Origin of the sequence: Caballeronia sp. RCC_10 (assembly GCF_041360715.1) — a bacterium.
GTDB classification, from domain to species: Bacteria; Pseudomonadota; Gammaproteobacteria; order Burkholderiales; family Burkholderiaceae; genus Caballeronia; species Caballeronia grimmiae.
In genome coordinates this window covers 21,400-48,053 of record NZ_JBFUPT010000023.1, presented here as the reverse complement: position 1 = coordinate 48,053, position 26,654 = coordinate 21,400, and the positions used below count along the sequence as shown (strand labels likewise).

The following is a 26,654-nucleotide window of genomic DNA, read 5'->3' as shown; positions in this document are numbered from 1 at the left end:
GCTGAGTGCCACTGATGTTCTACGAAGTGGCCACACGAGTCAGTGCTTCGGGCCTAAAAAAGCTGCTTTCTTTGGTTACTTTCTTTGCAGCGGCAAAGAAAGTGACCCCCGCCCCGGGGAGGGGCGCACTAATAGACCGACACGAATTGAAGCAAAGCGATGCAAAGACACTAAAGCGCAAACATCGCCAAACCGCCGAGCGAGTCGCTCGCCCCGCGCAGGGGCGAGCAAACAAACCACCGCGAATAAAAGCCGAACAAAAACGCACCCCTACCGCAAGCGCAACACTCATGCAGCCTGCTTAGCAGAAGGCAACCGCGAGACCAACCGCAAAGAAACCGTCAACCCTTCCAACTGATAATGCGGGCGCAAGAAGAACTGCGAAGTGTAGTACCCGGGCGCCCCGGGCACTTCCTGCACCTTGACTTCCGCCGCAGCGAGAGGCTTCTGCGCCTTGGTGTGCTCGGACGAATTGGCCGGATCGCCATCCACGTACTGTGTGATCCACTTGTTGAGCCAGCTCTCCATGTCCGAGCGTTCCTTGAACGTCCCGATCTTGTCCCGCACGATGCACTTCAGATAGTGCGCAAAGCGATTGCACGCAAATAGATACGGCAGACGCGCGGCCAAAGCAGCATTCGCCGTAGCATCAGGATCTTCGTATTCGAACGGCTTCTGCAAAGACTGCGCCCCAATGAAAGCCGCGAAATCCGAGTTCTTGCGATGTATCAACGGCATGAAACCGTTCTTCGCGAGTTCGGCCTCGCGCCGATCGGAAATCGCGATCTCAGTCGGACACTTCATATCGACGCCGCCATCGTCGGTAGGAAAGCTATGCACGGGCAAACCTTCGACAGCACCGCCCGACTCCACGCCGCGAATGCGCGAGCACCAGCTATACAGCTTGAACGAGCGATTGATATTCACGGCCATCGCGTATGCCGAATTCGCCCACGTATAGCGCGTATGATCGGCAGAACCGGTGTCCTCCTCGAAGTCGAATTCATCGACGGGTTCGGTCCGCGCCCCATACGGCACGCGCGCCAGAAAGCGCGGCATCGCAAGGCCGATGTATCGCGAATCTTCCGACGCGCGCAGCGAACGCCAGCTCGCATATTCCGGCGTGCCAAATATCTTGGTCAGATCGCGCGGATTGGCAAGTTCCTGCCACGAGTCCATCTGTAGAAGACTCGGATCGGCGGCGGCGATGAACGGTGCATGCGCCGACGCCGCAATCTTCGATATCTCGCCGAGCAATTCCACATCGGGCGGCGTCTGGTTGAAGTAGTAATCGCCGATCATCACGCCAAACGGCTCGCCGCCGAGCTGGCCGTACTCGTGCTCGTAAATCTGCTTGAAGAGCGGGCTCTGGTCCCACGCAATGCCCTTGAAACGCTTGAGCGTCTTGCCGAGATCCTTCTTCGAGATGTTCATCACGCGAATCTTGAGCATCTCGTCGGTTTCGGTGTTGTTGATCAGATAATGCAGCCCGCGCCACGAACCTTCGAGCTTCTGAAAGTCCGGGTGATGAATCACTTCGTTAACCTGATCGGTCAGTTTCGTGTCGATCTCGGCGATCATCGCCTGAATCGAGCGGATGGCGTCGCCGGAAATGATCTGCGTCTGCGCGAGCGCCTGCTGCGCAAGCGTCTGCACGGCCGTCTGCACGGCGGTCTTCGCCTCGTCGCTCTTCGGACGAAACTCGCGGTTCAGGAGCGCGGCGAGGTCGTCGCCTTCGAGCGTCGCGCCTTGCAATGCGGACGGCGCTTCCCCTGACGACGCGGCGGTTTGCGGAATATCGGACATGGTCGTTTCCTTTCAGGGCTCATTCAGCGGCTGCGGCGGCCGGCGGCGTGACGGCTGCATCAACGGGCGGCGTGGCCTTGGCGAGCGTGCTGAGCAACGCGGGATCGTCGAGCACGCGTGCGATCAGTTCTTCCGCGCCATTCTTGCCGTCCATGAAGATGACGAGATTGGCGAGCTGCGTGCGCGCTTCGAGCAGTTTGGCGAGCGCATCGACCTTGCGGGCGACGGCGGCTGGCGAGAAGTCGTCCATATTTTCGAACGTGATGTCGACGCTCAGATTGCCCTCGCCCGTCAGCCTGTTCGGCACCTGGAACGAGACGCGCGGATGCATCGCCTTCATGCGGCTGTCGAAATTGTCGACGTCGATTTCCTGAAACTTGCGCTGTTCGACGGGCGGAAGGGCCTCGGCCGGCTTGCCCGACAGATCGGCCAGCACGCCCATGACGAACGGAAGCTGGATTTTCTTCTCGCTGCCGTAGGTCTCGACGTCGTATTCGATCTGCACGCGCGGTGCGCGATTGCGGCCGATGAACTTCTGACTGCTGGTTGCCATGACGACTCCTTCGCGTGAGCATGAGATCACGCTTTCAAGACGATCCAGCGATGCGCAGATTTAAAGCATCGCGAGACTGCGTTGCTGCCGCCACGAGGGCGCGGCGCAGTTGAAGAGCGCCGTGCCCGGATCGAGCAGACAGAGATGGCGCGCGGCGGCCATGCGCTGACGTCGATAGCCGTCCTTCAGCACGCCGATGCAATGCACCTTCGTGGCCATGCGGGTGGCGTCGATCAGTTCCGTCGTCATCGGCCGGTCAATTGAGCTGCACCGATCCGCCCTTGATGCGGTTCACGCCCGACGACCGGCTCGACACATACGTGCCGCGTATCAGCACCTTGCCGGCCTTCGTCAGCGTGATGCTGGCCTGCCCGCATCGCAGCACGATCTCCTCCTTCGCGGTCACGACGAGCCGCTCGCCATCGGCATCCGCTTCGACTTGCGCGGGCGCTTCATCGAGCGGCCACGCGCGGTCTTCACGCAAACACCCGATGATGACTGGCCGCTCGGGATCGCCGCCATCGAACATCAGGAGCACGTCGCTTCCGATATGCGCGCCGCGCACATCGGGAATCGTGCGCGCGGGCAACGCCGCGCCGCCGGGCTGGCCGGGATAGACGACGAGCGGGCGCGCGCCGTCGCCGCTGAAGCCGATCAGCGCCCCGATCCGCACGCCATCGATGACCTGCATCGGCGCAGGCTGGAGGAAATCTCGTCCGCTCATCGCGTTCTCCTTCTCTCTGACGTTGGAAAGACGAACGGCGCGCGTGCGGTTTCAACGCGTCACTGCGGCCTCGTTCCGGCGATGAGATGAATCTGCGCAAGGCTGTCGGGCGCAAGGTCCTGCATCACCGCGAGAAAGTCCTTGCCGATGAGCCCGCGCGCGCGGCGAATCAGCAGCGGCGCGGGACTCGTGGGCTCGGTGCGTTCAAGGAACGCGCACACGGCGTCGAGCGCCGCGACGGCCTGCTCGCGCGTGGCGATCTCGCCGGGGCTCGCCACACCGCGATGCATCGCCGGGGCGGGCGAAGCCTGCGCAATCGTCACGGCGGGTTCGTCATGGGCATCCACCGGTGCGACGGCGCGGAACTGCGCGGCGATCTGGCGCGCGGCCATCGTCAGCGCGGTCATCGACGGGGCGCGCTCGGAGCCGAGCTTCTGCGCGGTGCAGTCGGCGAGCGCCTGCACCGCTTGGGCTAAATCGAGCGCATCGGCGAGCATCGCGGGATCGTGCGCAATTGCGTTCGCCAGCATGCCTTCGACACGCGGCAAACTCGCCGCAGCCGCGCCTTCCTGCGGCGCGAGCCTGCCCTGCGCGACGAGGATGTCCCGCACGGTCAGCCGCTCGCCATGCACGCGGCAGACTTCGCATTCGCGCAGATCGTGCAGGAGCGTCTCGGCTTCCGCAAACGGCGTGTAGGCGTCCGCGAGCGGGGCAAGCGCGTTGATGCGCAGCGCGGCATCGTTGTCATCGTCGGGATCGAGTTGCGGGTACAGGCCGTCCCAATACCGTTCCAGCAAGCCGGTCAGCAGGCGCATGCCCGCGAGAAAGCCGCCAAGACCGTGCACATGCGACGCGGCCCGCGTCCACGCAACGGCCACCCGCACGTCCTTGGAACGCGCGAGCAGCGCCTGCGCCTGTTCGAGCACGTCGGTCCACGGTGGCGGCTCGGCGGGCGCGTCGAACTGGCGCGTGGGGCCTTCGCGCGCAAGGGCTTCGAAGGCGAGGAACGCGGCGTCGTATTCCAGATCGATGCCTACGGGCGGCATCGATTCGGTCGGCGCGAGCAGCGGTTCGATGTCGATCATCGCGGCCCCGCTCAGAATTCGCCGCAACCGTGCTGCCCGTTCACGACGAGGCAGTTGTTGAGATTCGGCCGCGAGCGCACGCGCTTCCATTCCGCCGCGAGCGTGTCCGCTTCGCTCTCGGCTTGCTGCATCGCGAGGATCGGCTCGTTCGTGCCGACGCAAATATTGATGCCGCCCAGATTGCTCTCGTAGACGAAGGTCTGCTCCTGCGCCGTGAAAAGCGGCTGCAGGCCGCTGCGATTGAAAACGGCGCCCTGAAGCTGCATCGGCGTGACGGTGAGCGTGCCCGGCTGCACGACGACCTCGTAGCCCACTGGCGACGAAAACGCGCCGTCGATCGGATACTTGCCCGCCGGAGAACTGGGCGTCGCGGGTGAGCCGTGCACGCCGCCGGCAAGGCTCGAGCCGCGCGAATCGCCACCGAGCAGGCCGGTCACGTCGAACGTGAACGGGCCGTTCGGTGTGCCTTCGATGCGCGCCTGATCGCCGATCGTGACGGTCACTGTTGGCCGATCGGCATACACGAAGTGATTGCCGGTCGCCGGGACGACGTTTTGCGATAGTTGGCCGTTCCAGCTGCAGGTCCCGCCGTAGACACAGCCGTAGAAGTTCGGCAGCGCGCCGCCCGGGTCGATGCCGTTGCGGTTCTCGCCATTGCGCGTCGCGGCCCATATGCGCCATGCGTTGCCGGCGGCCAGCGTACCGCCCGCATCGTTCTGAAATACGCCCTGTTGCATCACGAGGTCGATGTCGCCGCCCGCGCTCAGTTGCGAAGGCGCGCCGGGTGTGCCGAGCGCGATCGCGCCGGTATCGGCGATGGCGGTCAGGTTGCGCGTCACGTTGGGTTGCTGTGCGCCGATCGCGGCGACGCTGCCCGCCACGCCATCGAAGCCGTTCGCGCTCGCCGTGCCGATGATGAATCCGTGCGAGTTGGAGACCCGGACATCGTGCGCCCCGGCGAGCGCGACCACGCCGACGTCGTTGCCCGCATCGACGAGCTGGAAGTCGCCGTTGCCGCCTCCGAGCAACAACGTCTGCGCTTGAATGCCGCCCGGATCGGTGACAGGACCGGAAGACAGGAGCGCGAGCGTCTTCCCGGGCAATGCGATGCCGGACGGAAGGTCGATGCCCTGGCTTCCCGCACCCGTGTTCTGAAGCGTGAGATTCGTCGCGACGGCGGGACGCGGCACGCAGCCCGTGCCGCCCGCGCACGCGCCTTGTACCGTGATGCGCCCGCTCTGCGTCGACGATCCGAGCACGAGTGTCGAAATCGCGGGCGAGAACGCCTGATAGCTCGTGGCGTCGATCGAGAGGCCCGGTGTCGCGCTCGTGCCGAAGAGCGTAATCGGGATGCTGACCTGCGCGATCACGGCGAAGCTCGACGGATCGACCGAGCCCGGCGCGATGGCGAGCGTGCCGCCCGGCGCGGCGATGGACGCAGGTCCGCTGCGCACGGCGAGACTGCTGTCCGTGCCGTTGTTCGCCGGACGAAGGATCACGGCGCCGCCCGTGCCTGCATTGATTGCAAATCCCGGCGCGGCGAGCTGCGCGTTCGGCGGCAGGCTCACCCCGCCGATGCCGATGCCCGGCGTGTCCGTACTGGTCGACCCGGCGACGCGCACGTTCGCCGCCGCGATCGATCCGGACCACAGCAGCGCGCCATAGCCATCGGCGGCCGCGCCGGTCGTCGCGCCGCGTACATCGACGGTCCCGTTCGGCGCTTCGATCGACGCGCCGTCGAGGACCGCGACGCCGTGGTTGCCCGCGCCGCTGCCCGTGCCGTAGATGCGTATCGCGCCGCCGCTCGCGGAGTCGGCCGCCAGCGAGACGAGCCGCGTCGGGCCGGGCGTCACGCTGGCGGGGTTGCCCGCATTGCGAAGGATCACGCCGCCGCCCGCGTTCGCTGCGGGATTCAGGCTCTGGCCTTGCACCTCGATGCTTCCCGTGCCCGATGAAACCGTCGCGTCGTTCAGGTCGACGCCGTAAGGCGTGCCGAAGGCCGGGAACGATCCGACGCCATCGCCGAGAGAAATCTGCTGCGGCGCGACGCCATGCAGCGTGACATTGCCGCCGCCCGCGCCGCCGCGCGTGTCGATGTCCGTGGACCGGATTTGCAGCGTCGCGCCGTCGAAACCGGTGGCGCCGCCGTCGAGCGTGCCCATCGTGACGTTGCCGCCGCTGGTCGCGAAGCGGATGCGATACTCCGCGCCCTCGCCCGCATTGCCGAGCGCGATGATCGCGTTGCGCGCATCGGCGACGATGTCGAGCGGCCCGCCCGTCGACGTGATGTCGTTCTGCAGGTTCAGCACATCGCTCGAATGAAAAGCGAGCGTGGAAGCGCCGCTTGCGGTTTCGACGATCGGCACCGGCACGAAGATGGCGCCCGGACCGCTTTCGCCGCCATCGGTCGTGCGCAGATCGACACTGCCCGCCAGCGTCGCGCCGGCGCCGCCGGGCGGCACGACGCGCGCCGTTGCGCCATCGAACGTGTAACCGCTCGGATCGGCGATGCTGATGTTCCCTGCGCTCGTAAGCCTGACGTCGCGCGTGCCGGAGAAGCTGACCGAGCCGACGCTGTTGGGCGCGGTCGCCAGTTCGAAGACGCCCGGCCCGACCAGATTGAGCGTCGACGCCTGGATGCCCGCGCCGTTTTCCGTCACCGTGCCGGCTGAATGCAAGGTCAGCGTATCGCCCGAAAAGCCGACCGGCAGCGCGATCCCCTGACTGCCGTTGCCGCCGTTCGCGAGCGTCAGCGCCTCTGCACCCGTCGTCGGCGCGTTCACGTTGAGCGTGATCGGCCCGGTATGCGTCGACGATCCGACGATCACGTTCGAGACATTCGGCGAAATCTGGCCGAGCACGGGCTGCGTGACCGTGAAGCCGTTGCCCGCGCCGCCGACGCTGATCGGTGTGTCGTTCCGGGCGACGAGGTCGAACGTGTCCGGCGCGAGTCCGCCCGGTACGAACACGAGGTTGCCGCCCGGCGCGAACAGCGACGATGCCGCAGCGGTCGACACCGTCGTGATCGTGATGGGCACGGCCGCGCCGCTCGTCGCGCGCAACACGAGCGTGCCGCCCGTGTCGGAAATTTCATAGGCGTCCGGGTCGCGTCCCGCCGAGACGACCGCGTCGTTGAGCGCGATGGCCGGCGAGACGCTGGGCGTCTGCCCGGTGATCGACAGCAGATGGCCGTTGCCCTGCGCGGTCACGGACGCGTTGTTTATTTGCACGCCGGGAAAGAGCACGCCGTCGTCGGGCTGATTCGTCGTGTAACCGCGAATGTCGATATCGCCGTTGGCCGCGCGGACATCGACCTGCCGCACGTTGCCGCCGCCGGGCCCGCCCTGCAACGACACGCCCGGCAGCGCGTTGCCGCCGCCGTAGATGCGTATGTCCGCGTTGGCCGAGGTGATCGTCGTCGATGCACTCGCGCCACCGGTGACCGAAACGCCCGTTCCCGGCACGCCGGCAGGCACGCCTGGCGCGGGCTGAACCGTGCCTTGCACGAGCATGCGCCCGCCCGCCGCGAGATTCGCACTGACCACTTCGACGCCGTCGACGAGACTCGTCCCGGTGTTCACGTTCGCCGGATACGCGGGCGCGCGGCCCGTGACCGATACATCGCCGCTCGCGGTGCTGATCGTCGCGCGTTCGAGGCGCACGCCCGCGCCATTGACCGCTGTCGATGCCTGCACGTTGGGCGCGGTGCCGTCGATGACGATATTGCCCGAACCCGCCAGCACGCTCGGCGCTACGGTGCTGCCCGACGTTGGAATCAGCGCGACGCCGACAGCCGATACGCCCGTCGACAAACTCGGCGACGAACCCGGCACGGTCTGCGCGACGCCCCGGATGCCGATATTCCCGCTGCCGGAACTGATGGCGGTGTTGTCCATGATCCGCACGCCGCCCAGCGCGAGCGGCGGCGCGTTGCCGCTCTCGCCGTTGATCGCAATCGCGCCGACGGAGGTCGCGAGCGTCGAATCGATCATGTTGACGGCGGCGAGCGGCGTGCTGGTCGGGAATTGCGTCGGCGTCTGGCCCGAGCCGTCCGGCGGAATCGGGATGGTCAGCGCGCCGCGACCGTTGATCGTGACGGAGCCGGTCTGCGTTCCCGGCGATGCAATCTGCACGGTCGTATCGATGGTCGCGCCGGACAAACCGATGGCCGCGCCATCGAAAGCGGTCGCGGCGGCGGGCGTGCTCGCGAGCGCGGCTGGCACGCCGATCGTCACGAAACCGCCGTTGGTGCTGATCGACGCGCCGGACAGCACGACCCGGTTCGCGCCGTCCGCCGCCCTGCTTTGATTCGCGTCGAGCACGACGTTCAGGCGTCCCGCGGGCGACGCTTGCCCCGCATCGCCGCCGATCTGCCCCGACACGATGATCGACCCGGCCGCGCTCAGCGTGAGCGTCGCATCGGGAACGGGCGTCGGTCCCGCCTTCGTGATGACGACGCCACGGTTCATCGTGATGTCGCCGTTGCCGGGCGTCGGGTCAGTGGCCGTGGTCGAGACCGTCACCGAGACGCCCCCGCTCAACTGGTCGCTGACGGTGTTCGCGAGCACGTAGCTGTTGCCGGTGCCCGGCGTGAAGGTAACGGTGTTCGTCCCGGCATCCACGCTGGACTGCGGCGCACTGAGCGTCGACGGCGCGGTGGTGACGATCTCGATGTTCGCGGGATCGAGCAGCCATTGCCCGCCGTGGCCCATCGGTGCGCCGAGATGAATTTGCGCGCCGTCCGTGTCGAGATACTTTCCGGACGTTTCCACGAGTCCGCCGTTCCCGCCTTGCGCACCGCCTCGCGCCGACAACGTTCCGTAGACGCGCGCCGCCTCGGTCCCGTACATGACGATGTTGCCGCCGTCGCCGGCGACGAGCGCATCGGCCAGCACGTGCGCATTCGGGCTCATCCACAGCGCATCGGCGTTGCGGATATCCGTCTCCTGTCCCGCCGCGCCGCCGCCCACGCGCACGCGCCCGCCGCCCGCCGCGCCGCTCGCGTCGATGCGCGCGCCATCGTTCACCGCGACGTGGTGTCCTGTCACGTCGATACGCCCGCCCGCTCCGCTATTCGGCGCGCTGGCGTCGATAGTGCCGGCGATGCCGGTCACGCCCGACGTCCCGCCATCGAGCACGATGCGTCCGTTGCGCGCCTCGATGCTTCTCGCGCGCACCGTGCCCGTCTGGTTCAGCACGCTCGCGGCGGCTTCGTCGGCGGCGCGCACCGACATCACGATCTGCCCGCCGTCCGCCTCGAGCACGCCCGAGTTCTGAACCAGCGCGTTGGCCACCTTGTCGTTCACCTTCAGCATCGTGAGGCCGTCGCCGGCGAAGTCGAGCGTGATGTCGCTGCCCGCGCCGAGCGCGATCTTGCCGAGCGTCGCGCTGACGCGGCCGCTGTTGTCGACCTGCGCGCCGAGCAGCGCCACCGCGCCGCCCGGCGCTGCGTTGATCGTCGCTTCGTTCGTTACCTTGCCTGCACTCGAGCCTTGCTGCGCGAAGTGGTATTTGCCGGCGAGAAACGCGTCGTTCGAGATGCCGAGCGTCGATGCAACGAGCGATCCCACGTTGATCGACGCGCCGCGTGCGAACACCACGCCCGCCGGGTTGACGAGGAACACCTGCCCGTTGGCATTAAGCTGCCCGGCGATGCGGCTCGCGTCATTGCCGACGACGCGATTGAGCAGCACCGCCTGCGCCGACGGCTGCGAAATATCGACGCGCTCGTTGCCCTGAATCGAGAATCCGTTCCAGTTGACGATGCCTTTTTGCGAACCTTGCGTGATCGTCATTGCGTGCGGGTTCGGCCGGTTGACCGCGACATTGCCGGCGACGACGTTTTCGCCAACGGGCAGCGCGAATGCGCCCGGAGCCGCGACCAGCACGAGCAGCGGCAGCAGCGCCGACGCCCGCACGTCGAGCCCGGCGCAGCGCGCGGCGCGCTTCGCCAGCCGCCTGACCGCGCGCTCCCATTCCCGGCGATGCCTGCGGGCCCGGAGACAAGTGATGTCGTTCATTGCGCGCTCCTAGGGTCTGTTCACGGATGAAACGGCCATGCGTTGCCGCATGAAGTGCCGCTCGTCGCGGCAACGTCCACGTCGAATTCAGAGTTGGCGGGCGCGCTAGATCGTCTGCATCGCGGTGTCGCGCGTCGTTTGTTTCTGATAGCTAAAGGGCGCGATGCGAGCTTTGCACTGCCGCCGGTTTCGAAGATTCGCATGGCCGTTTCCACGTGGATCGGCCTAAAACGACTTGGAAACCTGCACGTACACGCGCGGCAGCTTGTCGTCGCCGGTCGTGTCGGGGCCGGTCGTCCGCCACGCGATGCTGCCGTCCACCGTGATGCCGTACGGGCCGGTCCAGAACGCGCCGATGCCCGCGCCGCTGCGCGTCACCGTGTTCGCGCCTTGCCCCGGAATCGAGCGCGCGTTGTATCGTCCGACGCCGATATCGAAGAATGCGGACAGCGTCAGCGACGGAATCACCGCATAGCGAAGTTGGGCCGTGCCGATCAGGCCTTCGTCGACGACCGCTTCGGACGGCGAATACGCCCGCACCGCGCGTGGCCCGCCGAGCGTGATGCGCGACGAACTGTCGAGGTTCTGGTTGGCCCATTGCCCCGACACGCCGAGGAAAAAGCTCGTCTCCTGGGTGATCGCGTTGAGGCGGTTCGCCTGCATCGTCAGGCGCACGCTATTGCCCTGCGTGTGGCGTCCGAACGGCCCCTGATCGATCTGCTCGGCAAGCGCCGAATCGATGTTCAGGTGCGCGAACGAAAGCTGCACGTCCGCGCTGTTGAAGCCGCCGCCGAGAAAGCTGTCGCGGCTTTCGTACGACAGCCCGACGCTCGCGACATACAGCTTTTGCGGATTCTCGAAGCTCACGCTGCCGATCTTGTCCGTCAGCGAGCGATACTCCAGCGCGCCGCGCAGCAACAGGTTCTGGCTGCGCGAGCGGATCAGCGGATGCGAGATCGACGCGGTCACGACATCGGCATCGCCGTGGGCGTCGAGCGCCGAGAAGTTCTTGCCGAGGTAGTAGTACAGATGCGAATACGCGATGCCCGCACGCGTGCCGTACGCGTTGACCGGCGCGTCGTAGCCGATGCGCCCGTACACGGTATCGGCGCGCTCCGCCGCGAGCAGATTGATGTCGAGGTTGTCGCCGATGCCGAACGGCGATGCGAGCCGCCCGACTGCGCCGAGCCGCCAGCGTCCGGCGGGCGCGGCGCCGTAGTCATCGACGGCGACCGCGAAGTTCCATCGGCGCACGGGCTCGACCGTCACGCTCAGATCGACGGTGCCAGGTGCGCTGCCCGTCTCCAGCGCCGAACTCACGCGGATGCCGGGCAGGTCCGACAGCAGCAGCATCGTGCGTTCGAGTTCCGCCTGCCTGAGCGGCTTGCCGGGCTGGATCGCGGCGAGCCGCGCGCGCACCATCGATTCCCTGATCGGCGCACCCGGCGCGACCGTCAGCCTCACGCGGCCAATCTTGCCTTCGAGCACGGTGAAGGTCAGTTCGCCGCTCGTCACGTCCTGCGGCGGAATCACGACTTGCGCGAGCGGGTAGCCGCGCTCGCGATACGCCTGCGCAATACGCGCGGCGATCGCGTTGAGATCGTTCATCGACACTTGCTGACCGATGCTGCCGGCGGCCAGCGCGAGCAGCACGTCGGACGGCACGGCCTCGTTGCCCACGAAGCGAATGCTTTTCAACGTGAACATCGTGCCTTCCGGCGCGGCCGGCGCGGCGGCGGGCGGCGCAGGCAGCGCGTTGGCGCCACCGGGCGGCGGCGCGGCTGTCGACGGACGCGGTTGCTCGTTGAGCAGCGTCCCCGCGCTCGGCGTCTGCTGCGTGCCGGGAAGCGGGACCTGCTGCGCCCGTGCGTCCGGCGCGCCGAGCGCACCCAGCGCGCCCGCGCACGCGAGGCTCGCGCAGGCTGCGCGCACGATTCCGCGCGGGCGCTGATTGATACGGATAGCGAAGGATTTCATGGCATCGTTCACTGCTGCGTCGTTATCGAAACGAATCGGGCCTTGCGCGACTTCACCGCGCAACCGTCAGCCGCCAGTTGCCCATCAGGTCGAAGGGCGCCCAGTAGAACGGATGGGCGAACTTGCTGTTGGCGAGCACGGCGAGCTGCGCGTCACGCATCGCGTCGATGGCCTCCGCGCCTTTCGTGAGCGAGCCGTAGAACGTTCGCATGGTGAGCGCGGTCGATTCATCGGCGACGGGCCACATCGACACCAGCAGCGCCGATGCGCCCGCATAGAAGAACGCGCGCGTGAAGCCCATGATTTCGTCGCCGCGCTCGATGCGCCCGAGCGCCGTCTCGCACGCGGACAAGGTGACGAGCGCGACCGAATCGAACTTGAGGTTGTAGATGTCCTGCGCGAGCATCGGGTCGGGGCCGTCGGCGGGCTGCGTCGCGGGCGCGAGGAGCACGCGCGAGTGCAGCGGATCGATGGTGTCGGCTTGCGCGTGTGTCGCCACATGCACGATGCGGCCCGCCGGCGCGTTGTCGCTGAAGGTCTTGCGGGTCACATCGCCCTGCAGGAAGGCTTCGCGTTTGGCGAACAGCGGACTGATCGCGCGGACTTCGGCTTCCGCGCCCGGCAGATCGAACTCCGGCGCGATGCGCGGATTGCCGAACGCGACGAGATCGCTCGCGATGCGCTGCGGCCGCCGCACGAGCTGAACCGCGATGCTCGCCGATGGCGCGAGCGCGAGCGCATGCCGCTGAATCAGGAAACCGTTCGCATTGCGCAGCGCCTGGAACGGCATGTAGTGCAGCGCCCCGTTCGGCACGATGACGAGCCGCTCGCCCGGACGCAAACCGAGCGGCGCGATCAGAAGTGCATCGAGTTTCGCGCCATACGTCAGCGCCTGCGGACGCCCGCGCACGATCGCGCTGCGAAAGTCGTTGACGGCGAGCGCCATGTCCTTGCGCGCGATCGGCAGCGTGAACCCCTGGATGCCGTCGGCGCGCACGACCCACGCGATCATCCGGTCGGTGAGGCCGTGAAATTCGACGATCGCCTCGCCGGGTTTCAGCGCAGCGCGCACGTCGTCGAGCGAAAGCGCGCGGCCATTGAGTTGCGTCTCGTCGACGTTCGCGGCGAGCCGGTTGCGCACGACATCGAGCAGCGCGCGGCTGCGGCTTTTTTCCGACAGCGTCCATGCTTGCGCGTAGTCGCCGTCTTCGACGACGAGCGCGATCGTTTCCTCGAAGACCGTCTGCGTATCGGAGAAGAGACCGGTCTTGAACTCGTCGCTGCGAAAACGCGCACGGATCGATTCCGATTCGTCGAGCGCGGCGAGCCACGCATCCCGCGCCTTGCGCCGATCGCCGAGCGCGAGATACGCGCGGCCCATGCCTTCCTGCGCCCAGAGCTTGTCGTAGCTCGCGTCGGAGCCGCCTTTCGCGGCGCTCGCGGCGAAAGCGTCGAGCGCGGCTTGCGGCTTGTTTTCGGCGAGCAGCAGATTGCCTTCGATGCGCTTTCTCAACGGCGCGAGCAGGCTGTCGTCGACGCCCGCCGTCTGCTCGAAGGTCGCGCGCGCGCCAGCGGCGTCGCCGGTTGCGATCTGCGCGTTCGTGATCGACAGCAGCACCATCGGGCGATAACGCGGCGACGCCGCCGCGAGCGCCGCCTGGTACTCGCCGAGCGCGCCCGCCGGATCGCCACGCCGCGCCGCGATATCGCCGAGGACTTTGTGCGACGGCGCGAGCACTTGCTGCGGATTGCCCGCGCCCGCCGCGATGGCTTCCTTCGCGTAGCGTTCGGCATCGGGAAGATCGCCGGCATAGCTATAGGCGATGGCCAGATCGCGGCGAGAGAGCGCGGCGAGATTGGCGTTGTCCGTCTGCGCCGCGACGACGAGCGCGCGCGAGGCCGCCTCGATGCTCTCGCGAAAATCGCCGCGCTCCGCCGCCGCCACCGACATGCTGCAGTACGCGTAGCCGTCGAGCTTCACCTGATCGCGTGAGAGCAGCAGCCGTCCTTCCTGCGACAGCGTCGCGATGGTCTCGGCGTCGCGCACGCGGGCTTCGGCCTGACGCGCGGCGGGCGTGGGAGCTTCGTCGCGCGCCGCCTGCGCATCGGCGGGCGGTGCGATGCCGAGCGCGCCTAGCAGCGCAATCGCCGTGACGACCCGCCTTGCCGCGTCGCCGGCGGCCACGCGCATACCGTCCCCGGCAAGGGCCGGCGCCATCCGTTGAGTCGGTTTCACGAATGCGCTCCTCGATGACCGTCGCTCTGCACTCGCCGCCGACGCGCTGCCGGCGCGGTGCCACGATTAGACGAAACACCGCAGCCGATTTGAAAAACGCGGCGGCATGGTTCGTCTGCTGCTGTGTCGCAAGTCACCTACCGGGTCACACATGAACCGCGTGCGTTTCCTCGCCGTGCCGCTGTGCACGCTGGCGCTCGCCGCGTGCAAGTCCGCGCCGCCTCCGCCACCCGCACCGACCATCGTGCGGATCACCGTGAACGCGCTCGATACCGCGAATCCCGATCGCACGGGGCGGCCATCGCCCGTCGTCGTGCGCGTGTACGAACTCAAGACGACCGCCGCGTTCGACAGCGCCGACTTCTTCACGCTCTACGGCAAGGATCAGGCGACGCTCGGCGGCGATCTCAATGCGAAGAACGAATTCCTGCTGCGTCCCGGCGACAGCCGCAGCGTCGAGCAAACCGTGCAGCCGGGCACGAAGTTCGTGGCGGTCGTGGCGGCGTATCGCGATATCGAACGATCGCGCTGGCGCGTGACCGAGCCCGTGCCGCCGAACCAGACGACGGTGATGAACGTGCGCGTCGATGCCGCCGACGTGACCATCGCCGCGCAGCCCGCGCCGCCGCCATCGGGCAAGAAGAAGCCCGCGAAGTGACAGCGCCGGAGCGCCGGGCGCGCTGGCGGCGGCTTCCAAAATCGTTCCGCTCAATCGTTCTTTGACCGGAGCGTCCGGGGCAGTGAAAGCGCCGGACGCAAGGCAACGCGTGAGACTTCGAGCCACCATGACCTGGCACCAACGCATGATCTGGTCCGAGGGCCTGTTCCTCGAACCGCAGCACTTTCAGCAACACGACCGCTTCATCGAGCATCTCGTGCGTTCCCATGCACGGGCGACGGAAGCCTGGTCGTGGGGCTGGGCTGACGTGAAGATCGACGACATCGCGCTCGGGCTCGGCAAGATCGCGCTGTCGTCGGCGTTCGGCGTGCTGCCCGACGGCGCGGCGTTCTCGTTTCCCGACGATGCGCCCGCGCCGCCGCCGCTCGACATTCCGCCCGGCACGCGCGATGAGCTTGTTCTGCTCGCACTGCCCCTCGTGCGCGCCGGAGGCAAGGAGTTCGACTCCGACGGCATCGCCGATGGCCGCGCCGATGCGTTGCGCTATCGCACGAGCGACACGTCCGTCGCCGACATCACGACGAGCACGGATCGCGTCGCACAGATTCGCGTCGGCGCGCCGAACCTGCGGCTGATGCTCGGGCGCGACGCCACCGACGCCTTCGCGACCATCGGCCTGGCGCGCGTGCTGGAGCGGCGCGCGGACAATCGCGTGCTGCTCGACCCCGCCTATGTCCCGCCGATGCTCCACGCACTCGCCGACCCGCGTCTGCTCGGCTATGCGCAAGAGCTTGCCGGGCTCGCGCATCAGCATGCGGACCGGCTCGCGAGCCGGCTGGCGAATCCGGGGCGCGGGGGCGTCGCGGAAATCGCGGATTTTCTGCTGCTGCAAACGCTCAACCGCTTCGAGCCGCAGTACGCCCATCTGCTGCACTCGCCGCTGCTGCATCCTGAGCGCCTTTATCAGACGACGCTCGCGTTCGCCGGCGATCTGGCGGCCTTCGACGAACGGCGGCGCGTGCCGGCGTATCCGCCATATCGGCATGACGACATCGCCACGTCGTTCGAGCCGGTCATGCGAGACGTGCGGCAACTGCTCGCGCAAGTGCGGGAGCCGGATGCGGTCGCGATCGAATTGCAAAGCCGCAAGCCCGGCGTGCGCGTCGCGATGATCAACGACCTCGAACTCGTGCGAACGGCGGGCTTCGTGCTGGCCGCGAACGCGCAGATGCCCGGCGAGGCGCTGCGCACGCGCTTCCCGACTCAGGTGAAAGTCGCGCCTGCCGAGAAGCTGCGCGATCTCGTCAATCTCGCGCTGCCGGGCATCGGGCTGCGCGCGATGCCGGTCGCGCCGCGCCAGATTCCGTTTCACGCGGGCTTTTCGTACTTCGAACTGGATCGCGGCGGCGAACTGTGGAAGGAGCTGGAGCAGACCGGCAACCTGGCGATGTACATCGCGGGCGAGTTTCCGGGGCTGGAGCTCGAGTTCTGGGCCATCCGACACTGAGCATCGATGACATGACGAACCACGACGATCCGTTCGCCGGATTCGAATCCGACCAGACGATGATCAAGCCGAACCCGGGCGCGCGGCGGCGCGTTCCGGGCGCGAGCGAATCGCGCGCAAGCGGCGGGACCGACGGCCCCTTCGCATCCGACGCGGACCCGCGCGCCTTCGATGCCGCCTTCGTTCGCGGCGGCGCGGTCAATCCGCTGGTCGCCGCGTGTTCGCCGCTGCTGCAACTCGCGCCGCGCATCCGGGCGATGAGCGCGTGCGCCGACCCCGCCGCGCTTCGCGATTCGCTTGCCGCCGGCGTGCGGCGCTTCGAGGCGGAGGCCCGTGCGGCGGGCGTTCCCGCCGAGCAGGTGACGGCGGCGCGCTACATGATCTGCACGATGCTCGACGAAGCCGCGTCGGGCACGCCGTGGGGCGCGGGCGTGTGGGCGCGGCAAAGCCTGCTGGTGACGTTTCATAACGAAGCGTGGGGCGGCGAGAAAGTCTTCCAGTTGCTCGCGGGCCTCGCACAAAAGCCCGCGGTGCATCTGCATTTGCTGGAGTTGTCGAACATCGTGCTCGCGCTCGGCTTCGAGGGGCGCTATCGCGTGGCGGCGCAAGGCAGGCAGACGCTCGACGCGATCCGCGTGCGGGTGCATCAACTGATCCGCAAGGAGCGCGGCGAGCCGGAGCGTGCGCTGTCGCCGCACTGGGAAGGCGTGCCCGCCACGCGGCGCCGCGCGACCGACGTGCTGCCCGTGTGGGTCGCCGGCGCGCTCGCGCTGCTGCTGCTCGCGGCCGCCTATCTCGCGATGAGCTTCCAGCTTGGCCGCCTTTCCGATCCGGCGTTCGCGACGCTTGCGTCGATCCGGGCGGGCGCGCAGCGGCCGCTCGTCGTCACGCAGGCGGCGAAGCCGCGTCTCGCCGAATTCCTCGCGCAGGACATCCGCGATGGACTCGTCAATGTCGATGACCGCGTCGATCGCTCCGTCATCACGCTGCATGGCGACAACGTCTTCAGTCCGGGCAGCGCGCAGGTATCGGCGCAGACGAAGCCGCTCATCCAGCGCATCGCGGCGGCGCTCGGCGCGGTGCCGGGCAACGTGCTCGTCACCGGCCACACCGACGACCGGCCGATCCGCTCGGCGCGCTATCCGTCGAACTGGGAGTTGTCGCAGGAGCGCGCGGCGAACGTGCGCGACCTGCTCGCGGCGAAGGTGCCGGCCGCGCGCCTGAAGGCCGAAGGCCAGGGCGACGCCGATCCCGTCGCGCCCAACGACTCGCCCGCCGGCCGCGCGCGCAACCGGCGTGTCGAAGTGACGCTGTTCGCCAGGCCGGGTTCGTGACCATGAAGAAGATTCTGTCGATCCTGTTCCATCCGGTGCTGCTGACGATCATCGGATTCCTGCTGACTGCCGGCGCGATCTGGATCGCGGGGCCGCTGCTTTCGTTCGCGGGCAACTATCCGCTCGAACCGGAGATGGCGCGCTTCGTCGCCATTGGCTGCGTCGCGCTATTGCTGCTGTTGCGGCGGCTGTACGTTGCGTGGCGGGCGCGGCGCACGCAGGCCGCGTTGGCGGCGGGCCTCGCGCGTCACGACGCGCCGCCTCCCGCCCGCGCCGCCGCGCCGAGCGCGGGCGAAGCCGAAGTCGCGACGCTCGCGCAACGCTTCGACGAAGCGCTCGCCGTGCTGCGCGAAGCGCGCCTCACCGCGTCGGGCGGCAAGCCCGGCTGGCGCGACTGGATGACGTTCTCAGGACGGCAATACCTGTATCAGTTGCCGTGGTACATGTTCATCGGCGCGCCGGGCGCGGGCAAGACGACGGCGCTGGTCCACTCGGGGCTGCGCTTTCCGCTCGCCGAGCGATTCGGCACCGACAAGATTCGCGGCGTCGGCGGCACGCGCAACTGCGACTGGTGGTTCACCGACGAAGCCGTGCTGATCGACACGGCGGGCCGCTACACCACGCAGGAAAGCGACCGCGACACCGATCACGCCGCGTGGCAGGGCTTCCTCGCGCTGCTCAGGAAGACACGCCCGCGCCAGCCGATCAACGGCGTGCTGCTCACCCTCGCCGTCCCCGACCTGCTCGCGGCCACGCACGCGAGCGCCGGCGACATGGCCTCGACCTTGCGCGCCCGCATGCGCGAACTGATCCAGGCGTTCGGCACGCGCTTTCCGGTCTACGTGCTCGTCACCAAGGCGGACCTGCTCGCGGGTTTCACCGAATTCTTCGCGGATATGTCGAAGGAAGAGCGCGCGCAGGTCTTCGGCTTCACGTTTCCGTACGAGCCGGGCCGCCCCACGACCGATGCGGAGTTCGCCGCACGCGTCGACGCCGAACTCGATGCGCTCGAAGCGCGGCTCGTCGCGCGCCTGCCCGATCGTCTGCACGCGGAAAGCGGGCTTGCCGAGCGCGCGGCGATCATCGGCTTTCCACAGCAGTTCGCGGCGCTCAAGCCGCTGCTGGCCGAAGCGCTCAGCGCGACCTTCATGCAGTCGAAGCACGACGAGTTGCCGTTTTTGCGCGGCGTCTATTTCACGAGCGGCACCCAGGAAGGCACGCCGATCGACCGCGTGATGGGCGCGCTCGCGCGCGCCTTCCGGATGGACCGCATCGAGCGCGGCATGCAGCCGCCGCGTCCGTCGAGCGGGCGCAGCTATTTCATCGAACGGCTGCTGAAGCAGGTCGTGTTCGCCGAGCAAGGGCTCGCCGGATCGAACCTGCAATGGGCGCGGCGACGTCATGTGCGGCGTTTGTCGGCGTATGCGGGCATCGCGGCGGTGAGCGCGTGCGTGCTGTCGCTGTGGGGCACGAGTTATCTGCGCAACCGCGCCTATGTCGAGAACGTGGAGCGGACCGCGCGGACAGCGAAGGAAGCGGTGGCGGGGACATCGGCGGCGAATACGAGTCTCGTCGCACTGTTGCCGTTGCTGTCGGCGGTGCAAAAGCTCGGCTCCACGCCACAAGTCGATGCCGCACATCCGCCGCTCGCGATGCAATGGGGCCTGTGGCAAGGCGCGAAGCTCGACGCGGCCGCGAACGGCGCTTACGAGCGGCTTCTGACCGATCTGTTCCTGCCGAAGCTGGCCGCGCGCATCGAGGAGCAGGCGCGCAGCGCGAACGCGTCGAATCCGGGCTACGCGTACGAGGCGCTCAAGGCGTATCTGATGCTCAATCAGCCGGAGCATCAGGACCCCGATGCGCTCAAGGTGTGGATCGTCACCGACTGGGACCGCTCGCTGCCGCGCGAAGTCGGCAACGCGGAGCGCGCGGCGCTTAGCCGTCATCTCGATGCGCTGCTGTCGCGCGGCGTCGTGCATCCGAATCTGCCGTTCGACGAACGTCTGGTCGCGAGCGTGCGTTCGATGCTCGCCGCCAGCACGCTCGCGCAGCGCGTCTACGGTCGCGTGAAGCAGCAAGGCGTCGGCGCGGAGTATCCCGAGTTCACCGTCGCGCGGGCGGGCGGGCCGAATGCGCAGCTCGTCTTCGTGCGGGCGAGCGGCGCGCCGCTCACGCGCGGCGTGCCGGGCCTTTATTCGTTCGACGGCTATCACAAGGCGTTTCTCAAAGCCGTCGACGATACCGCCGCGCAACTCGCCGCCGAAGAGCCGTGGGTGCTCGGCATCCGCGATCAGAGCGGCCTGCCGCGCGGCGATCCCGCAGCGATGCAGCGCCTGACGCAGGACGTGCGGCTTCTGTATTTGCAGGACTACGCGCGCACGTGGAGCGAGTTCCTGAACGACATTCGCATCGTGCGGGCGGACAGCCTGTCGCAATCGGCGCAGATCGCGCGCATTCTCTCCGCGCCCGATTCGCCGCTCGCGATGCTGGTGCGGGCGGCATCGCGCGAAACGACGCTGGCCGCGAAGCCGCAGGACGAGACGAGCGTGGTCGACAAGGCGAACGACAAGATCAGCGCGGCGCGCGAGCGGCTGGAGAAGATCATCCGCGGACCGGACCCGACGAAGATCGCGCCGGTCGCGCCCGGCACGCGGCTGGAGAGCATCGTCGACGACCGCTTTGCGGCGCTGCATGCGCTCGCGACGAGTCCCGGCGCCGGGCAGCCCGCGCCGATCGTGCAGACGCTCGCGCTCATCAACGATGTCTACGCGTACCTGAGCGCCACCGACGAAGCCTTGCAGCAAAAAACCGCGCCGCCCGCCTCCGACGCGCCCGCGAAGCTGCGTTCGCAGGCCGCGCGGATGCCCGAACCGATCCGCACGGCGCTGCTCGATCTCGGCAGCCAGGGCGCGGCGGAAACGCTGCAGGCGCGGCGCGTGAATCTGTCGGCGGATCTGAAGGAATCGATCTCGGCTTTCTGCGATCGCGCGGTGGGCGGCCGTTATCCGTTCGTGCCGGCGTCGGGACGCGACGTGCTGCCCGAGGATTTCGGCGCGCTCTTCGCGCCGGGCGGCAAGTTCGACGATTTCTTCCAGAAGCACCTCGCGCAGGACGTCGATGTATCCGCGAAACCGTGGGCCTTCAAAAAGTCCGATTCGGGCGCGACGCAGATCAGCCCCGCCGGGCTCGCGCAGTTCGAGCGCGCGGCGACGATTCGCGGCGTGTTCTTCCGCAGCGGCGGCAAGACGCCCGCGCTCGCGCTGCAGTTCAAGCCGCTCGACATGGACCCGACGATCCTTTCCTTCACGCTCGACATCGACGGGCAGATTCTCACCTACGCGCACGGCCCGCAGGTTCCGGCGGCGATCCAGTGGCCCGGCTCGCGCAACTCGGGCCGCGTGAGCCTGCAACTGACGCCGCCGCCGTCGAACAGGGCGAGTAATCTGGTCTTTGAAGGACCGTGGGCGCTGTTTCGCATGTTCGACCGGCTCGACGTGCAGGCGACCGGCCAGCCGGAGCGTTTCATCGTGACCTTCGACGTGGAGGGGCGCAAGGCGCGCTTCGAAGTGACGGCGAACAGCGTCGAAAACCCGTTCCGCCTCGCCGATTTGCGCGCGTTCTCGTGTCCCGAACGCCTTTGAACGCCATGAACGCCGATGAACGCCGATGAGCGACGATCCCGCCCACGCCCTCGCCGATGAAAGCCCGGCCATTCCCGGCTGGTACGGCAAGCTGCCTTCGCTCGGCGATTTCGCGGCGCGGCGCTTGTCGGATGCGTTCGTCGCGCCGTGGGATGCGTGGCTTGCGCAGCGCGTCGCCGAGACGCAACTGGCGCTCGGCGCGGACTGGCTGGCGTCTTATCTGACGTGTCCGGTATGGCGCTTCTTCGCGATGCCCGGTGCGATCGCTCCGGCGCTCACGCAGTGCTGGACGGGCGTGGTGATGGCGTCGGTGGATCGCGTGGGCCGGCATTTCCCGCTGACGATCGCGGCGTCGCTGCCGTGCGCGCCCGCGCGGGGCGGCGAGATCGTCGCACTGTGGGAATGGCTGTCGGCGATCGAAGGCGTCGCGCTCGCCGCGCTGGACTTCGACCACAGTATCGAGCGGCTCGATGCGCAGCTCGCCGCGCTTCCCGCGCCGGCGCCGGCGCCGCCATGCGACAACGCGCGGGCAGCGGTGTTCAGCGAGCCGTGGATCGTGCAGTCGGCGGCCACGCTGCCCGATGCGCTCGCGCGCACCTTCGCGCCGATCTGGCAGACGGAGCTTTACGGCATGAGCATGTGGACGTCGGCGCAGTCCGCGCCGGACGAAGCGGAGGAAAGCGAGGCCGCCGCAGAGCCGAAAGAAGCCGCGCCGCCCGCGACGCCCAGGCCGTTCACGATCTGGCCGGTGTACGGCCTGCCTGATACGGCGCTCTTTACGACGCTGTTGCGGGAGCGTCCATCATGAACGCGACCGGCAGGCGTCCGGGCGAGCCGGCTCAGGACGGCGGTGACGAAGGCAAGACCGAGGTCAACATCGAGGCCAGCGCCGGGGACGACAAGACCGTGATCGTGAGCGGCGCGCGTGCGCCGATGCAGGGCATGGCCGCCACCAATGGCGTATTGCCGCCCGGCACGCGGCTGGGCGAGTTCGAGATTCTCGGGCTGATTGGCGAAGGCGGCTTCGGCATTGTGTATCGCGCGCTCGATACGTCGCTGGATCGCGAGGTCGCGCTGAAGGAATACATGCCGTCGGCGCTGGCGGCGCGCGTCGGTGCAACGCAGGTGCAGGTGAAGTCGTCGCGATACGAGAGCATGTTTCGCGCGGGGCTGAAGAGTTTCATCAACGACGAGGCGCGGCTGCTGGCGCGCTTCGATCATCAGTCGCTCGTGAAGGTGTACCGCTTCTGGGAGGCGAACGGAACCGCGTACATGGTGATGCCGTACTACCGGGGCGTGACGCTTAAGGAAGCGCTGAAGTCGATGCAGCGGCCGCCCGACGAAGCGTGGCTGCGCGCGCTGCTGACGCCGCTCGTCGATGCGCTCGCGGTGCTGCATGCGTCGAACTGCTTTCACCGCGATATCGCGCCGGACAACATCATTTTGCTGGAGGACAGTCATCGGCCGGTGCTGCTGGATTTTGGCGCGGCGCGTCGCGTGATCGGCGACATGACGCAGGCGTTGACGGTCATTCTGAAGCCGGGCTATGCGCCGATCGAGCAGTATGCGGAGGTGTCGTCGCTGAGGCAGGGGCCGTGGACGGATCACTACGCGCTTGCTGCGCTGGTCTATTTTGCGATTACAGGCAGAACGCCGCCGCCGTCGGTGGGGCGCATGGTGAGCGACAGTTATCAGCCGGTCGCGAAGCTGGCGGCGGGACGCTATTCGGATCGCTTTCTGAGAGCTATCGATCATGCGCTGGCCGTGGTGCCCGCCGATCGTCCGCAGACGGACCGGCAATTCGCTGACGAACTGGGGATTAAGCTCGACGCGGCATCGGCGGAGCGGGCGGCGGGCGTCGCCGATGGAGCGGATGCGCGGCGCGCGGGTGCGACGGCGCGGCGTCGTGTGCGCTGGGTCGTGGGTGCGGGATGCGTGCTGGCGGCGGCGGCCGGGATCGGATGGTTCGTGCCGAAGATGATGTCGCATCGGCCGGCGGCGCTGCATGTTCAGCGCGCGGCAAGTGGGCCGGATGCGGCGGGGTCGGCGGGGTCGGCGGCGATTGCGGCATCGGCATCGGCGGTGGTGACGGCGAGCGGGGCGGCGCCGGTGGCGGCGAGTCGGCCTGCGATGGTTGTGCCGCCGCCGGCGTTGCCGCCTTTTACGCCTGCAGGAGAGTTTGCGCGTATTGCGTCGTTGGCGGATCCATCGGTTGTGGTGAAGGTGGAGGTGCCGCTCGAGCGTGCGGTGGTGGATCGGGACAGGTTGCGTTTCATTGTGACGAGTAATCGCGCGGGTTACTTGTATGTGTTTGCGGTTGATCCGGCGAACCAGTACTTGCAGCTTTTCCCGAACGAGTTGGACCGTGACAACCGTATCGTGGCGGGCAAGCGCGTGGTGTTGCCGCGAGCGGCGTGGCCGATGCAGGCGGGCGAGCCGATTGGCGAGAATCATTTCATGGCGATTGTGTCGCTGGCGCCGCGCGATTTTTCGTCGCTGGACATGGCGCATGACTCGGTGTTCGGGAGTCTTTCTTCTGCGGCGCAGGCTGCGGCGGCGGCGCAACGGACGCTGAGCGCATCGCCGTTTGCGGGAGTGCCGTCGTGCGGCAGTGAAGCGCCGTCGTGTCCGGTGGCGTATGGCGCGGCGACGTTCAAAATCGATGTGGTTGGATCGTCAAAGTAAGGAGAAAGCGCGGGCGCACGAAGGGGCGCAGAGCTACGACGAGCGTTGATAAGGCGTTGGTGACGAGCCAAGAGGCTTGGAGGACGTGGCGCTCAGCGGGCGCGGAAGGTGATTCAGGGCTGTCTACAAGCTGAGTGCCACTGATGTTCTACGAAGTGGCCACACGGAAGCTGCTTCAGCCAAAGAGCGCTGCTTCCTTTGATGCGTTCTTCGCGTGGGAGCAGATAAGGCGCTAGAGCGCCAAGTTTCGGCGACAGCCAAGAACGTGACCCGCCCGCGGAGGGGAAGTTATTTGCTTGGATGGTCAAAGGAAGGAAAGAAGAGATCGGCGTTAACGAGCCAAGGGGCTCGGAGGACGTGGCGCTCAGCGGGCGCGGAAGTTGATTCAGGGCTGTCTACAAGCTGAGTGCCACTGATGTTCTCCGAAGTGGCCACACGAGTCATTGCTTCGGGCCAAAAAAAGCTGCTTTCTTTGGTTACTTTCTTTGCATGGGACCAAATTTAGGCGCTAAAGCGCCAACTCTGGTCGACAGCCAAGAAAGTGGCCTCCGCCCCGGGGAGGGGCACACTAATAGACCGACACGAAAAATAAGCATCCCAAATGAAAATAGACGCACCGCCAACTCGAGAAAGATCATGTCAGAACGAGCATCGACCGCCCGGTCCGCATCGATAGCTGCAGCAGCGGCACTGCTACTAGCGACCGGCTGCACGACCGCGCCCCCGCCGCAGGCACAAGCCGCAGCGCAACAAATCCAGACCGATCAAGACCAATCCAAAGAACAAGACCAAGAACAATCCCGCATGATCCCCGCAACGCCGACAGGCCCGGAACCTGGCATAACGAATCCCCTGCCAGCGAGCCCATCGGCATCGATAACCGGCACCGCGACCCCTTTCGCGACAAAGAACGCGCTCTATACGCCGGTATCGTTCGCAACCCTCCCCGGCTGGACCAACGACGACGTATCCGAATCCTGGGAAGCATTCAAAAGAAGCTGCTCCGTGCTAGGAGCCAAACCCGCCTGGGCGTCCCCGTGCGCCGCTTCGCGCGGCATCCTCGCAACCGACCGCACTGCCGTCAGGCGCTTCTTCGAGGACAACTTCACCGTCTACCAGATCCGCAACGTAGACCGCACGTCGCGCGGCGTGCTGACCGGCTACTACGAACCGGTGATGCGCGGCAGCCGCCGCTACGATCCGCCCTACGTGTACCCGGTCTACGGTGTGCCCCGCGACATGCTCTTCCTCGATTCGCGCAAGCTCCCGCCGGGCGCCCGTTCCGAACCGATGATGGCGCGCATCGAAGGGCGCACGGTGGTGCCGCTGACCGCGCTGTCGATGAGCCGCGCCAAGGGCGTATACGCGCTCGACCTCGGCAACAGCGTCCCGGACATTCGCGACAAGAAGCTGCGCTTGCGGCTCGTGGGCGGCCGCATCGTGCCGTATCTGTCGCGCGCGCAGATCGAACGCGGCCGCATCGACGCGCCCGTACTGGCCTATGTCGCGGACCCCGCGATGCTCTACTCGATGCAACTGCAAGGCGCAGGCAAGATCGTCCTGCCCGACGGCGTGAGCGTCATACGGCTCGCCTACGCGGAACAGAACGGCTACGCGTTCAATCCGCCGGTCGCGAGCGCGCAGAGCAAGGGCCGCAGGATTCTCGTGCGCGGTGTCGAAATCGCGCTGGAAGAAGGCGCGGTTACCGTCGAAAACAAGCCAGATACGGTCACTTCCGACGACACGCCGCAATCCCCGCTGCTGCGCGGCGCGCAGGACGAACCCGTTGCCGACGAAGACGCCTCCCCCGACTCCCCGCTGCTGCGCGGCTTCAACCTGGCCAAAGGCGCGACGCCCGCGGTGCGCCCGTCCCGCGTGAGCACGCCATCGCCGGCGGGGAAGACAGGAAATGCAGGCCCCGCCCCGATCGATTTGCCCCGGGCAACGAACCCGCCCGTCGCGCCGCTGGCGACCGCCGCGCCCATCGCCTATACGTTCGCGGCATCGGACCCGAGCTACGTCTTCTTCCGCCCCATTCCGGATTCGGCGGCGGGTCCCATCGGCGCGCTCGGCGTGCCGTTGTCGCCGGAGCGCTCCGCCGCGATCGATCCACGCACGACGCCGCTCGGCGCACCCGTATTCGTTGATGCCAGCGAGGGCGGATCGGGGGCATCCATCACGCGGCTTTTGATGGCGCAGGACGCGGGCGGCGCCATTCGCGGCGCGGTCCGCGCCGACTATTTCTTCGGCACCGGCGCACAGGCGCAGCAGAAGGCGAGCAGAATGAAGCAGCCGGCGCAGATGTGGGTCCTGCTGCCGAAAGGACTGCGCATATCCGCGAAGGAATCGGGCGTGCGCGTGCGTGGCGGGCCGGCGATGCCGAGCGCCGATTGCGTCGTGAGCGATCCGGACTTGTGCGTCGACGATACACAGTGAATGATGCGGTGACGCGCACGCAATTCATCGC

At 67.4% G+C, this 26,654-nt stretch carries 15 protein-coding genes; 7 read left to right on the top strand and 8 right to left on the bottom strand.

The window, feature by feature from the left end; translation table 11 throughout:
* Positions 1-288: 288 nt before the first annotated feature.
* The 8 genes from tssC to AB6804_RS26270 form a co-directional block, all read right to left on the bottom strand.
* Complete coding sequence (gene tssC, locus AB6804_RS26305) at positions 289-1,806, bottom strand: type VI secretion system contractile sheath large subunit (protein WP_370888937.1); 1,518 nt, start codon at positions 1,804-1,806, stop codon at positions 289-291.
* Positions 1,807-1,825: 19 nt separating this feature from the next.
* Entirely contained in the window at positions 1,826-2,359 is a 534-nt protein-coding gene (tssB, locus tag AB6804_RS26300) for a type VI secretion system contractile sheath small subunit (RefSeq protein WP_035966667.1), read from the bottom strand.
* A gap of 60 nt (positions 2,360-2,419) precedes the next feature.
* Positions 2,420-2,608 carry a hypothetical protein gene (locus AB6804_RS26295; RefSeq protein ID WP_370888936.1) on the bottom strand — a complete coding sequence of 63 codons (189 nt, stop codon included), beginning with the start codon at positions 2,606-2,608 and terminating at the stop codon, positions 2,420-2,422.
* 7 nt (positions 2,609-2,615) lie between these two features.
* Positions 2,616-3,083 carry a DUF6484 domain-containing protein gene (locus tag AB6804_RS26290; RefSeq protein ID WP_370888935.1) on the bottom strand — a complete coding sequence of 156 codons (468 nt, stop codon included), beginning with the start codon at positions 3,081-3,083 and terminating at the stop codon, positions 2,616-2,618.
* Positions 3,084-3,142: 59 nt separating this feature from the next.
* On the bottom strand, positions 3,143-4,168 hold the full coding sequence (gene tssA, locus AB6804_RS26285) for a type VI secretion system protein TssA (protein ID WP_370888934.1): 1,026 nt from the start codon (positions 4,166-4,168) through the stop codon (positions 3,143-3,145).
* 11 nt (positions 4,169-4,179) lie between these two features.
* Positions 4,180-10,188 (bottom strand): filamentous hemagglutinin N-terminal domain-containing protein, encoded by a 6,009-nt coding sequence (locus tag AB6804_RS26280; protein ID WP_370888933.1) that lies wholly within the window; start codon positions 10,186-10,188, stop codon positions 4,180-4,182.
* A gap of 225 nt (positions 10,189-10,413) precedes the next feature.
* The gene (locus AB6804_RS26275; protein ID WP_370888932.1) at positions 10,414-12,165 is read right to left on the bottom strand and encodes a ShlB/FhaC/HecB family hemolysin secretion/activation protein; all 1,752 of its coding nucleotides are present in this window, start codon (positions 12,163-12,165) and stop codon (positions 10,414-10,416) included.
* Positions 12,166-12,217: 52 nt separating this feature from the next.
* The gene (locus AB6804_RS26270; RefSeq protein WP_370888931.1) at positions 12,218-14,401 is read right to left on the bottom strand and encodes a CHAT domain-containing protein; all 2,184 of its coding nucleotides are present in this window, start codon (positions 14,399-14,401) and stop codon (positions 12,218-12,220) included.
* A gap of 151 nt (positions 14,402-14,552) precedes the next feature.
* Between AB6804_RS26270 and tssJ the strand changes: the two genes are divergently transcribed.
* The 7 genes from tssJ to AB6804_RS26235 all read left to right on the top strand — a co-directional run bounded on the left by tssJ (position 14,553) and on the right by AB6804_RS26235 (position 26,623).
* Positions 14,553-15,059 carry a type VI secretion system lipoprotein TssJ gene (gene tssJ / locus AB6804_RS26265; protein WP_370888930.1) on the top strand — a complete coding sequence of 169 codons (507 nt, stop codon included), beginning with the start codon at positions 14,553-14,555 and terminating at the stop codon, positions 15,057-15,059.
* 127 nt (positions 15,060-15,186) lie between these two features.
* Positions 15,187-16,527 carry a type VI secretion system baseplate subunit TssK gene (gene tssK, locus AB6804_RS26260; RefSeq protein ID WP_370888929.1) on the top strand — a complete coding sequence of 447 codons (1,341 nt, stop codon included), beginning with the start codon at positions 15,187-15,189 and terminating at the stop codon, positions 16,525-16,527.
* Positions 16,528-16,538: 11 nt separating this feature from the next.
* Positions 16,539-17,861, top strand: a complete 1,323-nt coding sequence (locus AB6804_RS26255; protein ID WP_370888928.1) for a DotU family type VI secretion system protein — start codon at positions 16,539-16,541, stop codon at positions 17,859-17,861.
* Between the two features lie 2 nt (positions 17,862-17,863).
* Positions 17,864-21,502: a type VI secretion system membrane subunit TssM gene (gene tssM / locus AB6804_RS26250; RefSeq protein WP_370888927.1), complete on the top strand. Its 3,639-nt coding sequence runs from the start codon at positions 17,864-17,866 to the stop codon at positions 21,500-21,502.
* Positions 21,503-21,527: 25 nt separating this feature from the next.
* The gene (gene tagF / locus AB6804_RS26245) at positions 21,528-22,310 is read left to right on the top strand and encodes a type VI secretion system-associated protein TagF (protein ID WP_370888926.1); all 783 of its coding nucleotides are present in this window, start codon (positions 21,528-21,530) and stop codon (positions 22,308-22,310) included.
* The gene (locus AB6804_RS26240; RefSeq protein ID WP_370888925.1) at positions 22,307-24,187 is read left to right on the top strand and encodes a serine/threonine protein kinase; all 1,881 of its coding nucleotides are present in this window, start codon (positions 22,307-22,309) and stop codon (positions 24,185-24,187) included. Before tagF ends, AB6804_RS26240 begins: the two co-directional genes overlap by 4 nt.
* Before the next feature lie 1,005 nt (positions 24,188-25,192).
* Positions 25,193-26,623 (top strand): MltA domain-containing protein, encoded by a 1,431-nt coding sequence (locus tag AB6804_RS26235; RefSeq protein WP_370888924.1) that lies wholly within the window; start codon positions 25,193-25,195, stop codon positions 26,621-26,623.
* Positions 26,624-26,654: the final 31 nt, after the last annotated feature.